At 67.0% G+C, this 13,637-nt stretch carries 13 protein-coding genes; 10 read left to right on the top strand and 3 right to left on the bottom strand.

Annotated elements, in window-relative coordinates:
• Nucleotides 1-173 precede the first annotated feature (173 nt).
• From murA to AC5RUH_RS05940, 4 genes are read left to right on the top strand one after another with little or no spacing between them, the layout of a single operon-like run.
• The gene (gene murA, locus AC5RUH_RS05955) at nt 174-1,490 is read left to right on the top strand and encodes a UDP-N-acetylglucosamine 1-carboxyvinyltransferase (RefSeq protein ID WP_494000008.1); all 1,317 of its coding nucleotides are present in this window, start codon (nt 174-176) and stop codon (nt 1,488-1,490) included.
• A gap of 6 nt (nt 1,491-1,496) precedes the next feature.
• Nucleotides 1,497-2,282, top strand: a complete 786-nt coding sequence (locus tag AC5RUH_RS05950; RefSeq protein WP_494000007.1) for a lysophospholipid acyltransferase family protein — start codon at nt 1,497-1,499, stop codon at nt 2,280-2,282.
• The gene (locus tag AC5RUH_RS05945; RefSeq protein ID WP_494022893.1) at nt 2,279-3,313 is read left to right on the top strand and encodes an NAD(P)H-dependent glycerol-3-phosphate dehydrogenase; all 1,035 of its coding nucleotides are present in this window, start codon (nt 2,279-2,281) and stop codon (nt 3,311-3,313) included. The genes AC5RUH_RS05950 and AC5RUH_RS05945 overlap by 4 nt, the downstream gene beginning before the upstream one ends.
• A gap of 11 nt (nt 3,314-3,324) precedes the next feature.
• Nucleotides 3,325-4,461 (top strand): D-alanine--D-alanine ligase family protein, encoded by a 1,137-nt coding sequence (locus AC5RUH_RS05940; RefSeq protein WP_494128165.1) that lies wholly within the window; start codon nt 3,325-3,327, stop codon nt 4,459-4,461.
• A 36-nt stretch (nt 4,462-4,497) separates the two neighbouring features.
• On the opposite strand, the gene AC5RUH_RS05935 is transcribed toward AC5RUH_RS05940, so the two are convergent.
• Complete coding sequence (locus AC5RUH_RS05935) at nt 4,498-4,977, bottom strand: DUF3515 domain-containing protein (protein ID WP_494000005.1); 480 nt, start codon at nt 4,975-4,977, stop codon at nt 4,498-4,500.
• A 125-nt stretch (nt 4,978-5,102) separates the two neighbouring features.
• On the opposite strand from AC5RUH_RS05935, the gene AC5RUH_RS05930 reads away from it, so the two are divergent.
• From AC5RUH_RS05930 to rsmD, 4 genes are all read left to right on the top strand, one after another.
• A complete protein-coding gene (locus tag AC5RUH_RS05930; RefSeq protein ID WP_494128134.1) occupies nt 5,103-6,146 on the top strand; it encodes an LCP family protein in 1,044 nt (347 codons plus the stop codon).
• A 148-nt stretch (nt 6,147-6,294) separates the two neighbouring features.
• Nucleotides 6,295-7,233: a DAK2 domain-containing protein gene (locus tag AC5RUH_RS05925; protein ID WP_494001269.1), complete on the top strand. Its 939-nt coding sequence runs from the start codon at nt 6,295-6,297 to the stop codon at nt 7,231-7,233.
• Nucleotides 7,223-9,418, top strand: coding sequence for an ATP-dependent DNA helicase RecG (locus tag AC5RUH_RS05920; RefSeq protein WP_494128133.1), 2,196 nt, complete (start codon nt 7,223-7,225; stop codon nt 9,416-9,418). Before AC5RUH_RS05925 ends, AC5RUH_RS05920 begins: the two co-directional genes overlap by 11 nt.
• Before the next feature lie 3 nt (nt 9,419-9,421).
• Nucleotides 9,422-10,012 carry a 16S rRNA (guanine(966)-N(2))-methyltransferase RsmD gene (gene rsmD / locus AC5RUH_RS05915; RefSeq protein ID WP_494012335.1) on the top strand — a complete coding sequence of 197 codons (591 nt, stop codon included), beginning with the start codon at nt 9,422-9,424 and terminating at the stop codon, nt 10,010-10,012.
• Here rsmD and AC5RUH_RS05910 read toward each other — a convergent pair.
• Both AC5RUH_RS05910 and AC5RUH_RS05905 read right to left on the bottom strand, forming a co-directional pair.
• The gene (locus AC5RUH_RS05910) at nt 9,995-10,765 is read right to left on the bottom strand and encodes a spermidine synthase (protein ID WP_494012334.1); all 771 of its coding nucleotides are present in this window, start codon (nt 10,763-10,765) and stop codon (nt 9,995-9,997) included. The two genes, rsmD and AC5RUH_RS05910, sit on opposite strands and share 18 nt — an antisense overlap.
• 3 nt (nt 10,766-10,768) lie before the next feature.
• A complete protein-coding gene (locus tag AC5RUH_RS05905; protein WP_494049798.1) occupies nt 10,769-12,010 on the bottom strand; it encodes an aminotransferase class I/II-fold pyridoxal phosphate-dependent enzyme in 1,242 nt (413 codons plus the stop codon).
• A 63-nt stretch (nt 12,011-12,073) separates the two neighbouring features.
• Here AC5RUH_RS05905 and coaD point away from each other — a divergent pair, with 63 nt between their 5' ends.
• Both coaD and galU read left to right on the top strand, forming a co-directional pair.
• On the top strand, nt 12,074-12,556 hold the full coding sequence (gene coaD / locus AC5RUH_RS05900) for a pantetheine-phosphate adenylyltransferase (RefSeq protein WP_494073782.1): 483 nt from the start codon (nt 12,074-12,076) through the stop codon (nt 12,554-12,556).
• Between the two features lie 58 nt (nt 12,557-12,614).
• Nucleotides 12,615-13,547 carry a UTP--glucose-1-phosphate uridylyltransferase GalU gene (gene galU / locus AC5RUH_RS05895; protein WP_494073783.1) on the top strand — a complete coding sequence of 311 codons (933 nt, stop codon included), beginning with the start codon at nt 12,615-12,617 and terminating at the stop codon, nt 13,545-13,547.
• Nucleotides 13,548-13,637 lie beyond the last annotated feature (90 nt).

Genomic DNA, 13,637 nt, shown 5'->3' with positions numbered 1-13,637 from the left:
CGTCGGCGGCGCCGATTTGCACCTGCGACTGCCTCATGCAAGGCACCGGCCGGCGGGACGGAAAGCGCCGGACTCGCTGCCCGTTTATTTCAGAGTGGTCACGGATTGCCAATATGCTTAGCTGAGGCCCTGGCGCAGTTCGGCGCTAAACTAGCTTGAGGAAACAGGTATTCATGGCAAGTGTTTTGACCATTCGTGGTGGCGTTCCGTTGGCGGGGAAGGTATCCGTCCGCGGCGCCAAGAACCTGGTTCCCAAAGCGATGGTCGCGTCCTTGCTCGGCAGCAATGCCTCGGTCCTGCGGAATGTGCCCGAAATCAGGGACGTGGAAATCGTCACGAGCCTGCTCCGCCTGCACGGCGTCGAGGTGTCCAAGGACGCGGTGACGGGTGACCTGACGCTTGACCCCACCAAGGTCAAGACGGCCCACATGAAGGACATCGACGCCCACGCCGGCGATTCCCGCATTCCAATCCTTTTCTGCGGGCCCCTGATCCACGCGATCGGCGAGGCCTTCATCCCCGACCTGGGCGGCTGCCGGATCGGCGACCGGCCCATCGACTACCACCTCGACGTGCTGCGGCAGTTCGGCGCGATCGTGGACAAGCGGCCCGGTGGCATAGCCATCTCCGCACCCAGGGGACTGAAGGGCGCGAAACTCACGCTGCCGTATCCCAGCGTGGGCGCCACCGAGCAGGTTCTCCTGACGGCAACCCGTGCCGAGGGCATCACGGAATTGAGCGGCGCCGCCATCGAGCCGGAAATCATGGACCTCATCGCGGTGCTGCAGAAGATGGGTGCCATCATCACGGTCCAGACCGACCGTGTGATCCGTATCGAGGGCGTCACCGAACTGTCCGGCTTCAACCATCGCGCGCTGCCCGACCGCAACGAGGCCGCGTCCTGGGCATCCGCGGCGCTCGTGACGCAGGGAGACATTTACGTCGAAGGTGCCCATCAGGGCGACCTCACCGCCTTCCTGAACACCTACCGCAAGATCGGCGGGGCGTTCGACATCGACGACGACGGCATCCGCTTCTACCACCCGGGCGGCAGCCTGTCGCCGCTGGTGCTCGAGACCGACGTGCACCCGGGCTTCATGACGGATTGGCAGCAGCCCCTCGTCGTCGCCCTGACGCAAGCCGAAGGCGTCTCGATCGTGCACGAGACCGTGTACGAGAACCGGTTCGGATTCACCGAGGCGCTGATTCGGATGGGTGCGAACATCCAGGTGCACCGCGAATGCCTCGGCAGCATTCCGTGCCGCTTCGGGCAGCGAAATTTCCTGCATTCCGCCGTGATTTCCGGACCCACACAGCTCTCCGGGGCGGAGATAGACATCCCCGACCTCCGCGGCGGCTTCAGCCACCTGATCGCCGCGTTGGCGGCGGCCGGAACCTCCCGCGTGACCGGCATCGAACTCATCAACCGTGGCTACGAACGCTTCCAGTCAAAGCTGGAGGGCCTCGGCGCGGACTTCGACGTCGAGTAGGCGGACATGGGAGCAGACTCCAAAGAGCGGGTGGTCATTGGTGTCCTCGCCGGCGTTGTCCGGCCAGTCCTGAACCTGGTCCTCCGTCGCAACTGGACGGGAACGGAGAATTTCCCCAAGGACCGGGGATTCATCGTCTGTCCGAACCACAACACGGAAATCGATCCGCTCGTGGTCGGCCATTACGTCTACAACCAGGGCGCCCTTCCGCACTTTTTGGCGAAGGCCTCGCTGTTCAAGATCCCGGTGGTCGGGCAACTGTTGACGGCGGCCCGGCAGATACCGGTGGAGCGGAGCAGTTCGGGCGCAAACCGTTCCCTTGACGTCTCACGCGAGGTGCTCGATGAAGGCGGTGCCGTGATCATCTACCCGGAGGGAACGCTGACCCGGGACCCGGCCCTGTGGCCGATGCGCGGGCGCACCGGGGCGGCAAGGCTCGCGCTGCAGACCGGCGCACCGGTCATTCCGGTGGCGCACTGGGGTGCCAACCAGCTGTTGCCCCGTTATGCGAAAAGGCCCAGCCTTTTTCCGCGCAAGACGGCACACGTCACGGCCGGACCGCCGGTGGACCTGAGCGAATTCAGCGGCTTGCCGATCACCAGGACCGTTCTCGAGGCCGCAACGAATAGGATTATGGACAGCATCACGGCGCTGCTGGCCGAAGTACGCGGCGAGGCAGCGCCCGCCGTCCGCTGGGATCCTTCTGCTCACGGTCAAAGCGCCATGGGCCGGGACTTTGGTTCCGGCGAACCGGTGCATACAGAAGAGCTACCGCCCGAGGAGAAGTTGTGACAGCACGCCCCGACCTGCCTGCCAACATCGCCGTTCTCGGAGCAGGAAGCTGGGGCACTACCTTTGCCAAGGTCGTCGCGGACGCCCACCCCGAGGTCGAGGTCAGGCTCTGGGCCCGGCGCGCCGAAGTGGCGGAGGAAATCAATTCCCGGCACCGGAATGCGAAGTACCTCCGGGACATCGCGCTGCCGGAGAACATCGTCGCTTCGGAGGACGTCGCCGAAGTCCTCCGCGGCGCGCCGCTGGTGGTGCTCGCTGTTCCCGCCCAGACCCTCCGGCCGCAGCTGGCGTCCTGGAAGCCGCTGCTCGATCCGGAGGCAGTGGTCGTCTCGCTCATGAAGGGGCTGGAGCGCGGGACCGATGCGCGCATGAGCGAAGTCATCAAGGAAGAGCTCGGCCTGTCCGACTCCCACGTGGCCGTCATTTCCGGTCCCAACCTGGCGCTCGAGATTGCGCGCAAGGAACCGACAGCCTCGGTGGTGGCCTGCACGGACGACGACACCGCGCAGTGGATTGCGCGGCTGTGCACCGCCAGCTATTTCCGTCCGTACACGAACTCGGACGTCACGGGGGTGGAGATCGGCGGCATCGTGAAGAACATCATTGCCCTGTGCGTGGGAATCTGCGACGGCAAGGGCATGGGAGACAACACCAAGGCGACGGTCATCACCCGCGGACTGGCCGAGACCACCAGGCTCACCCTTGCCCTCGGGGGAGAGGTCCAGACGATGGCCGGGCTGGCCGGGCTCGGCGACCTGGTCGCCACCTGCGCGTCGCCGCTGTCGCGCAACCATACAGCCGGACGGCTCTTGGGCGAAGGCCTGACCCTGGACCAGGTGACGGAACGAATGACCCAAACGGCCGAAGGCATCAAGTCCGGCCGCGCCGTGCTGGATCTGGCCACCAAGGTGGGCGTCGACATGCCGATTACCGAGGCAGTGGTTGCCGTCCTGGAGGGACAGGTGTCCGTAGAGGCGCTGGCGCCACGCCTGTTGACCCGTGAACTCAAATCCGAAGGTGAACTCCAGTGAACGACGAGACCATTCCCGCCGCGAACGCCCCGTCGCCGGGCCGCAAACCCCGCGTTGCCGTCCTTTTCGGCGGGCGGTCCAGCGAACATTCCGTCAGCTGCGTCACCGCGGCCGGGGTTCTCGGGGCCATCGACAAGGACAAGTACGACGTCGTTCCCATCGGAATTGCGCGCAACGGCCAGTGGGTCCAGGTCGCCGAAGATCCGGCCCAGTGGTCGCTCGCCTCGGGGAAAATGCCGGAGATCAGTGCGTCCGCCGAACCCGTTGTGCTGGCCAGCAGGCGGGACACGCCGGAACTCATGGTCGCGCCGGCCGCGCAGGTTCCGCAGAGCCTGGGCAACGTCGACGTGGTGCTGCCGCTGCTGCACGGGCCGTTCGGCGAGGACGGAACGCTTCAGGGGTTGCTGGAGATGGCCGACGTCCGCTACGTCGGCGCCGGCGTACTGGCCTCTGCCGTCGGCATGGACAAGCACTATATGAAGGTGGTCTTCGAATCGGCCGGCCTCCACGTCGGTCCCTACCAGGTCATCACCGACCGTCAGTGGCAGCAGGACCCGGACGCGGTGCTCGAACGTCTGGGCACGCTCCAGTTCCCGGTCTTCGTCAAGCCGGCCCGGGCGGGTTCTTCCATGGGAATCACCCGGGTGGCCGAGCCGGGCGGCCTGCGCGCCGCCGTGGAGGCCGCCCGCGAACACGATCCCAAGGTGGTTGTCGAAGCCGGCATCATCGGCCGCGAGATTGAAGTAGCGGTGCTGCAAGGCAGGGGAACAGAACCGACGCGCACCAGCCTGCCCGGGGAAATCGCCGTCCAGCCCGGCGAGCATCAGTTTTACGATTTTGAAGCGAAATACCTGGACGGTACGGCCGCCGCCCTCAGCTGCCCGGCGGATTTGCCCGCCGACGCCACGGAAAGAGTGCGCGAACTCGCCGCACAGGCGTTCGACGCGCTCGGGGGAGAGGGACTCTCCCGGGTCGACTTCTTCTACACGCCGGACGGCGAGCTCATTATCAATGAGATCAACACCATGCCCGGGTTTACGCCGATCAGCATGTATCCGCAGATGTGGGCGAAATCCGGACTGCCTTACACCGAGTTGATCGACGAGCTGCTGTACCTGGCCCTCAACCGCAAGACCGGCCTCCGCTGACCATGCCGGCCGGCGCGGTATCGCCGGCCGTGCCGCCTACAGGACGTCGGAAATGCTCAGGCATTCGCGTTCCTGCGGAATCTCCGACGCCGCCGCCGAGATGTCCATCAACACGGAGCTCTCTGCCACGTCATCGGGCTTGAACAGCAGTTCCGTGGCCGGGGTGCGCCCGTAGGTCGTGGCCGTCCAGTAGCCGTTCTCGCCTTCGCGCAGTACCCAGTCGACGCCGTCGACCGAGACGCATTGGTCCGTCGTCGGGCCGGGAACCGGCACACCGCACCGCAGGATGACCTGGGAAGGGTCCCCCCACGCGGCGGTCGCCTGGCTGCTCGTTTCACGGCGCGGGAAATCGGCGACGTACTGGGGGAGGATGACCATCATCGGGGCGCATCCGGGGTTTGCCGCGTCCGGAGCGGCGTCAACGTCGACAACAGGCGAACACGCCGTGAGGCTGCCCAGGGCTCCAAGCGACAAAAGGACGGCAAAACGGCGGCGTCGGGGGAAGGCGCGGGTCATACAGCCAGCGTATCCCGACCATCGCGGCCCGCCGGAGCGACAGTGACCGCAGCCACGCCAGACCGGCCCTGCGGTAAGGAGACGGCCGCGGGGTTTATCCTTTTAGGTAGCCTCACCCCTAGGAAGTGACCCCATTGACTGCTGACCACGACAACGAATACCGCCCGCGGCGGCAGCGCCGCCAGCGGAAGAAAGATCCCATCCGCACCATCTTCTTCACCCTCGTGGGCATCGTTGTCGTCGCTGCGATCGTCGGAGGTGGCTACTTGTTCAACTTGGCCAACTCCTTCAACAGCAAGTCCCAAACGATAGAATCGGCCTTCCCGGACAATCGGGCCGAGAAGGACCCGAACGACAAGACGGTCAACATTCTTCTGATGGGCTCCGACAGCCGCGCCACGGGTACGCAGAATCTGACCGAGGTCTCGGACGGCAGCCGCTCCGACACCATGATGCTGATGCACATCCCGGAGAATCGGGAGAACGTCTACGTCATGTCGATCATGCGCGACACCTGGGTGGACATACCGGGCCAGGGCGAGCACAAGATCAACGCCGCCATGGCGTTCGGCGGGGTACCGCTTGTCGTCGAAACCATCGAAGGGCTGTTTGAGACCCGCGTCGACCACGTCGCCATCATCGACTTCTCGGGGTTCAAGGAACTGACCGACGCCTTGGGCGGGGTGGAGATCAACAATCCGGCGGCCTTCTCGGCAACCGGGTCGACCGGCGAGTTCTTCCCGGCGGGCACCCAGACTCTGGACGGCGAGTCTGCCCTGTCCTTCGTGCGGGAGCGCAAGGCCTTCAGCGACGGCGACTATCAGCGCGTGCGCAACCAACAGCTCTTCGTCAAGGCTCTGATGTCCGAGTTCCTGACGGCCGAGACACTGACAAACCCCGTGCGCATTAACGAGGTAGTCGACGAATTTTCCCCGTTCGTGAGCGTTGACAGCGAATTCGACGCCATGAAGGCAGGCTCCCTGGGCGTCTCGCTTCGGGATGTACGGTCAAGCGACGTTCAGATGTTCACCCTTCCGACCCTGGGCACCGGCACTTCCGCGGACGGCCAGTCGATCGTCCTGCCGGACGAGGCGGCCATCGCCGAGATAGCCGACGCGCTGCAGAACGACAGCCTCGGCGAATATCTGAGTACTGCGGATCTCGAGTGAGCCGCGACGCTACCGTATGCCGGTGAGCGGAGCCGGCTGCGGTAGGCTCAGGTAACGCCGGAGGACTGAGATCGATCGTTGGCGGGCATCGCCGGCGCATGCAGATGGGACCCCTTTGCAGACGAAAATTGCTGCCAATGCCGAAGCGCTGCGCCGCTGGCTGTCCAGGGCCGAGGTCGTCCTCGGCAACCACAGTGACCGCCTGAACGCCATCAACATCTTCCCGGTGGCCGACGGCGACACGGGGACCAACCTCTATCTGACCGTCCGGGCGGCGGCGAAGTCGGCCGCCGAAAACCGGACGGCGGACATCGGCGAACTCCTGGCCGGAGCAGGCCAGGCGGCGATGGAAGAAGCGCGCGGGAACTCGGGCACCCTGCTGTCCGTTTTCCTGGCCGCCCTGGCCGAACCCTTGCGGGGCACGACCCGGTTGACGGGGCCGCTGCTGGCCGCGGCCCTCCAGCGTGCCGAAATCCGGTGCTGGTCCGCGTTGAGCGAGCCCGTGGAGGGCACCATGCTCTCCGTCATCGCGTCGGTCTCGCGGGCGGCATCGGCGGTACATGCGGCGAAGAACGGCGACGACAGCAACCACGGCCTGGCGGCAACGCTGGAATCGGTCGTGGAAGAGGCGGTGGCCGCGGTCGTCAGGACCGAGACCCAGCTCGGGGCACTTGAATCGGCGCACATCGTCGACGCCGGCGCCGTCGGGTTCCTGCTCATCATGGACACCCTGCGGGCCAGCGCCCTGGGCGTGGAACTGCAGCCGGAACTGCTGGACGGCCTGCACGGCTACAACGTGCAGGATCCGCACCTGCACCTGGACCACGTGCACGAAGGTGTCGAGGTCATGTGCACCGTCAACCTCAGCCCCCTCGACGCCGCGACGCTGCGCCTGAAACTGGACGAGCTGGGCGACTCGGTCATCATGAGCGCCGTGACAGAAATCGAGGGCGGGTACCGTTGGCGCGTCCACGCGCACGTGCCGGACGGCGACGCGGCACTGGAGGTTATCCGGGAGCTGGGTGAACCGATGAACGTCAGCATGACGGAGCTGGCCGGCCCGCCGGAGCAAAACCATGGCGGTTGACCCAGCCGACGAGCTGAGCGTCCCGCTGGAGCGGCGGCTCGGCAAGCGCTCGGCCTCGGCACTCGAAAAGCACCTGGGCATGACGGTGACCGAGGAACTGCTCAACTACTTCCCGCGGCGATACATGAAGCGCGGAGAGCTGACCATGATCGCCGAGCTGCCGATCGACCAGGACGCAACCCTGGTCGCCCGGGTGCTGAGCTCCAGTTCACGCAAGATGCGGGCCCGCCGCGGTTCGCTGACCGAGGTCGTCGTGACCGACAATTCCTCGGACATCAGCCTCACCTTCTTCAACGGCTATCAGGCGGAACGGGAACTGCGGCCGGGGACCATCGCCATGTTCTCCGGCAAGGTGACGTCCTACCGCGGAAACCTCACCTTGACCAACCCCGACTACCAGTTGCTCGAAGACGCCTTCGACTTCGACGCCGAGGAGGCCCTGCGCCCGGTGCCCATGTATTCGGCGACGGCAAAACTGGGCAGCTGGCGCATCAAGGCGGCCGTTGACCTGTTGCTCGATGCCGTGGACTTCGGGCGCCTGGGGGACCCCATCCCGACCGACATCGCCGTACGGGACGGAATGCTCTCACTGGCTGAGGCCTACGAACAGATCCACCGGCCCTCGACGATGGAAGCCGCCAGCGCGGCCCGCGACCGCTTCCGCTATCAGGAAGCGCTGGTCCTGCAGGCGGCCCTCGGGCGGAAGCGGGCCATCGCCGCGGCCGAACAGGCGACCGCACGCCCGGGCCGGAAGGGCGGTATTGCCGACAAGTTCGACGCCCGCCTGCCCTTCGACCTGACCGCGGGACAGCGCGAGGTCGGCGCGACGATCGCGGCGGAGCTGGCCGGAGATTCACCCATGAACCGGTTGCTGCAGGGGGAAGTCGGGTCGGGGAAGACCCTGGTTGCCCTTCGGGCCATGCTGCAAGTGGTCGACTCGGGCGGCCAGGCCGTCCTGCTCGCGCCGACCGAGGTCCTGGCGGGCCAGCATTTCGCATCGATCACCCGGACGCTTGGCCCGTTGGCGCAGGGCGGCATGTTGGGCGGCGACCCCGACGGCACTAAAGTCGTGCTGCTGACCGGCTCGATGACCGGAACGGCCAAACGCAGGGCCTTGCTCGATGTGGCGGCAGGCGAGGCGGGCATCGTCGTCGGCACGCATGCCCTGCTGTCCGACACGGTGCAGTTTTTTGACCTCGGCCTCGTGGTGGTGGACGAACAGCACCGCTTCGGCGTGGAACAGCGCGATCGCCTCCGGAGCCGCTCGGCCACGCCACCGCACCTGCTGGTCATGACTGCCACGCCCATTCCCCGGACGGTGGCGATGACCGTCTTCGGGGACCTGGAAACGTCCGTGCTGACGGAGCTGCCCGCGGGCCGCGCTCCGATCACCACCCACCTGGTGGCCCTCCAGGAACATCCTGCCTGGGAGGACCGGATCTGGGAACGGGCCCGGGAGGAGGTCGCCGCCGGCCGGCAGGTCTACGTCGTGTGCCCCAAGATCGGGGATGACGAGCTCGAAGAGGCCGATCCGCCGGACGAGCTGTCAGGGCAGCCGGAGCAACAGCGGCCCATGGCATCGGTGGCCGCCCTGGTCGAGTACCTGGGCGGGCTGCCGGTCCTGGACGGAATCCGGATCGGCATGCTGCACGGCCGGATGGAGCCGGAGCAGAAGGCCGCTGCCATGGCGGCGTTCAACGACGGAACGTTGGACATCCTGGTGTCCACCACGGTCATCGAGGTCGGCGTCGACGTGCACAACGCCACCATGATGGTGATCCTGGACGCCGACCGCTTCGGCATTTCGCAGCTCCACCAGCTCCGCGGACGGGTGGGCCGCGGCGGGCTCCCCGGCACCTGTCTGCTGGTCACGCAGCTGGAGCCCGGGCACCCCAGCCGCGAGCGGCTGCAGGCCGTAGCCGCGACCACCGACGGGTTTGAACTCTCGCAGGCAGACCTCCAGCTGCGTCGCGAAGGCGACATCCTCGGGGCGTCCCAGTCCGGCGGCAAATCCACCCTGAGGCTGCTGCGCGTGATCAAGGACGAGGCCGTTATCGCCCGTGCCCGGGAAGACGCCACGGCCATCCTGCAGCGGGACTCTACCCTGGCCCGGTATCCCGAGCTGGCGGCCGCCATCGAGCTGTACCTGAACCCCGAGCGGGAGGCCTTCCTTGAGCGCGGGTAACCGGTGAGCCGCATCGTGGCCGGCGTGGCCGGGGGACTGGCCCTGGCCAGCGTGCCCGGGGAGAACACCCGGCCGACGACGGACCGGGTCAAGGAGGCGTTGTTTTCCCGGCTGGAGTCCTACGATGTCGTGGCCGGCGCCCGGGTACTCGACCTTTTCGCCGGCTCCGGGGCTCTGGGAGTCGAGACCGCCAGCCGCGGCGCCGCCACGGTGGACCTGGTCGAAGCGGCCGACAAAGCCGCGGGGGTCTGCCGCCGCAACGCCGAGCTGGTCAACGGCAAACTGGGCCGGAAGACGGCCACGGTGCACCGGATGAAGGCGGAACGGTTCCTCAAGGACCTTCCGCCGGGACACCATTGGGACCTGGTGCTGATGGACCCGCCGTACCCGCTGGCCGAGGACGCGCTCGCCGGCATCCTCGCCTCCTTGTCCGGATTCCTCGCTGACGGCGCCGTCGTCGTCGTCGAACGCTCTTCGCGGTCACCCGAACCGGAATGGCCCGAAGGCCTCGTCCGGTTCGCCGTCCGGAAGTACGGCGAGACGCGTCTCTGGTTCGCCGAACCCGCCGTGGACCAGTCAGCTGCGGGCGAATGAATCGAGCTCCGGGCCGCTGAGGACCGCCGCCGGGTGCGGGCCCGCCGCCAGCAGGGCGGCCGACCATTCCGGCGGCCACAAACCGCCGCGGGCGGCCAGGACGATGTTGCCCGCCCTCCGGCTGCCGAACATGCCGGCCTCGCCCAACGCCGCCACCGAACCGGCGACGGACGCGAGCTCGGCGATCTGCCGCTTGGCGAACGCCAGCGGCGGGTCGTCTCCGACGTTGACCAGCAGCACCCCGTCCGGTTCCAAAGCCTCCAGCATCTCCGCGTAGAAGTCCGCCGTGGTCAGGTGCTCCGGGGCGTCGTCGCCGGCGAAAACATCCAGCACGATCACATCGAAGGTGCCCTCGATGTCCCCGAAGGCCAGTTCATGCCGGGCATCGCCGAAGTGGACCGTCAGGTCCGTGCCGTCGGGCATGGGAAGGTGCTCGAGGACGAAGTCCAGCAGCTCCCGCTCCAGCTCGACGGCGACCTGCCGGGAACCGGGCCGGGTGGCCTGCACGTACCGGGCCAGCGTCAGGGCGCCGGCGCCCAGGTGGAGGCAACGCAGCGGGACCCCTGCCGGGCCCGCCAGGTCGACGACGTTGGCGATCCGGCGCAGGTATTCGTAGAACACGTCGCCGGGATGACGCAGGTTGACGTGCGATTGCTCGGCGCCGCCAATGCTCAGGACGTAGGATCCCGGTACCCGGTCGTCCTTGTCGATGCCGGCGTGGAGGCCGGTGCCGCGCAGGTAGCGTTCGGCCACGGCTCAGATCCTGTCCGGCAGGGAGGCGAGGCGTTGCGCGGCGTCCTGCAGGACCTCGGTCCGCTTGCAGAACGCGAAGCGCAGCAGCGAGCGGGTCCGCTCGGCGCCGTCGGGGTGGCAGAAGACCGGCACCGGGATGGCGGCCACGCCGATCAGCCCGGGCATCCGGCGGGCCAGGTCGAGTGCGTCGGTGATACCCAGCGGTGCCGTGTCCACGTTGACGAAGTAGGTGCCCTGCGGCGTGAAGACATCGAAGCCGGCCTGCCGCAATCCGTCGCTGAGCAGGTCCCGCTTGGCCTTCAGGCCGGCGGCGATCCCGCCGTAGAACGAGTCCGGCAGCCCCAGCCCCGCCGCCACCGCATCCTGGAACGGTGCGCCCGAGCTGTACGTGAGGAATTGCTTGACCGTGCGGACGGCTGCTACGAGGTCCGCCGGGCCGGAGAGCCAGCCGACCTTCCAACCGGTGAACGAAAACGTCTTGCCGGCCGACGAAATGGTGAGCGTCCGCTCGGCGGCTCCCGGCAGGGTGGCGATGGGGATGTGCGGTGCATCGAAGGTCAGATGCTCGTAGACCTCGTCGGTGACGATCAGCGCGTCGTAGCGCTCAGCCAGCTCGACGATGCGCAACAGGGCCTCGCGGGAGAAAACGCTGCCCATCGGATTGTGCGGGTTGTTGACCAGGACGATGCGGGTGCGCTCCGAAAAGGCCGCTTCGAGTGAGTCGAGGTCCGGCTGGAAATCGGGGGCGAGGAGCGGGGCCGTGGTGTGCCGGGCTCCGGCCAGGCCGATGATCGCCCCGTACGCGTCATAGAAGGGCTCGAACGTCAGCACGTCGTCGCCCGGTCCGCTCAGGGCCAACAACGTCGCTGCCAGCGCCTCGGTCGCTCCGGTCGTGACGATGATCTCGGTTTCCGGGTCCGGTGACAGGCCGTAGAACCGCTGCTGGTGGGCGGCAACGGCGCTGCGCAGGGTGAGTGTTCCCTTGCCCGGAGCATACTGGTTGGCTCCGGCGCGGATGGCGTCGATGGCGGCGGCGGCGATTTCCGCCGGGCCGTCCTCGTCGGGAAACCCCTGCCCCAGATTGATGGCGCCGGTCCGCGCGGCGAGGGTCGTCATTTCCTCGAAAATGGTGAGGCCGAGGCCGCCGTCGTCGCCGAGGAGGTTCGATCCGGCCGCGGTCCGCTGCCACGGCGCCGGAACGCCGGCCCGCCGGCCGTGAACGAGTTGCCGCATAGCTGTGCTCATGACTCCCAGTATTACCACCGAAGCGTGGTGCACCGCCCGCCCGGATCGACTAGATTCGACTCTATGCGCCGTGCCGTCTGCCCAGGATCCTATGACCCGCTCCACAAAGGCCACGTAGAAATCATTGCCCGTGCCGCCAGCATGTACGACGAGGTCATCGTCGCCGTCTCGACAAACTATGCCAAGAAATACCGCTTCAGCCTGGACGAGCGGCTGACCATGGCCCGCGAGACGCTCTCCTACCTCCGCGGCGTAAGCGTTGAAGCGATGGGTGAAGGCCTGCTGGCCGAATACTGCCGCAGCCACGGCGCCGGCGTCATCGTCAAGGGCCTGCGCTCGTCGCAGGACTACCACTACGAGCTGCCGATGGCCCACATGAACCGGCATCTGGCCGGCATCGAGACGGTTTTCCTCGCCGCGGAGAGCAGCTACACGCACCTGTCGTCGACCTTGATCAAGGAGATTGCCTCGCTGGGCGGGGATATCTCGGAGTTCGTGCCGAAGGCCGTGCTCGCCGGTTTCCGCGCCGCGGAGCAGCTCCGATAGCCCGGCCCGGATCGCTTCCGGCGGTTGCGGCGGAGCCCGCGTTTGCTAACGTTTGACCATGCCTCAAGCTCAATCCGTACGAAAAGCCGTTCTGCCCGCCGCCGGGCTGGGGACCAGGTTCCTGCCGGCCACCAAGGCCATGCCGAAGGAAATGCTGCCCGTCGTCGACAAGCCGGCCATCCAATATGTCGTCGAAGAAGCGACGCGCGCCGGCCTGGACGACGTGCTGATGATCACCGGGCGCAACAAGCGTTCCCTGGAGGACCACTTCGACCGGGTCCCGTTTATCGAGCAAACCCTGGAGGACAAGGGCGACGCCGACAAGCTGGCCGCGGTCCGGGAATCTTCCCAGCTGGCCGACATTCACTACCTGCGCCAGGGCGACCCCAAGGGGCTCGGCCACGCCGTTCTCTGCGCCAGGCAGCATGTGGGCAACGAGCCCTTCGCCGTCTTGCTGGGCGATGACCTGATCGACGAGCGCGACGAACTGCTCACGGAGATGATCGCGGTCCAGCAGGCGACCGGCGGCTCCGTCATTGCCCTGATGGAGGTCGATCCGGAAGCGATCAGCGCCTACGGGTGCGCGGACATCAGGCGCATCGACGGCGCGGCGCACGTGAAGGTGAACGGCCTGGTGGAGAAGCCCGACGCCGCCGAGGCGCCGTCGAACCTGGCCGTGATCGGACGTTATGTCCTGCACCCCGCGGTCTTCGACGTCCTGGAGGAGACCCCGCCGGGCCGCGGCGGAGAAATACAGCTGACGGACGCGCTGCAGGTGCTGGCCGGCTCCGAGGAGGCCGGCGGCGGTGTTTATGCCGTGGTCTTCAAAGGGCGCCGCTACGACACCGGCGACAAGCTCAGCTATCTCAAGGCCGTCGTCTCCCTGGCCACGGAGCGCGAGGACCTGGGACCCGAGCTGCGTTCCTGGATCGTCGACCTGGCATCACAGATCCAGGCCGAGAGGCCGTTGGAGCCCGCCGGACGGGACTGACACCCCCGCAGCGCCGCCGGTTTGGGCCCGCGGGAGATCCGGGCTAAGATGATACGTCGGTCGTATGTTCTTTAGGAGTTCTCAGTACTG

It is taken from the genome of Arthrobacter sp. Y3223166 (genome assembly GCF_059090935.1).
The sequence above is the reverse complement of the archived record's forward strand: the minus strand, read 5'-3'. Positions and strand labels throughout refer to the sequence as shown.

What these genes read in the sequence shown, in the direction of transcription:
- galU (WP_494073783.1), top strand. Translation starts at nt 12,615, where the DNA reads ATGCCTCAAGCTCAATCCGTACGAAAAGCCGTTCTGCCCGCCGCCGGG.
- AC5RUH_RS05905 (WP_494049798.1), bottom strand. Translation starts at nt 12,010, where the DNA reads ATGAGCACAGCTATGCGGCAACTCGTTCACGGCCGGCGGGCCGGCGTT.
- coaD (WP_494073782.1), top strand. Translation starts at nt 12,074, where the DNA reads ATGCGCCGTGCCGTCTGCCCAGGATCCTATGACCCGCTCCACAAAGGC.
- AC5RUH_RS05950 (WP_494000007.1), top strand. Translation starts at nt 1,497, where the DNA reads ATGGGAGCAGACTCCAAAGAGCGGGTGGTCATTGGTGTCCTCGCCGGC.
- AC5RUH_RS05935 (WP_494000005.1), bottom strand. Translation starts at nt 4,977, where the DNA reads ATGACCCGCGCCTTCCCCCGACGCCGCCGTTTTGCCGTCCTTTTGTCG.
- murA (WP_494000008.1), top strand. Translation starts at nt 174, where the DNA reads ATGGCAAGTGTTTTGACCATTCGTGGTGGCGTTCCGTTGGCGGGGAAG.
- AC5RUH_RS05920 (WP_494128133.1), top strand. Translation starts at nt 7,223, where the DNA reads ATGGCGGTTGACCCAGCCGACGAGCTGAGCGTCCCGCTGGAGCGGCGG.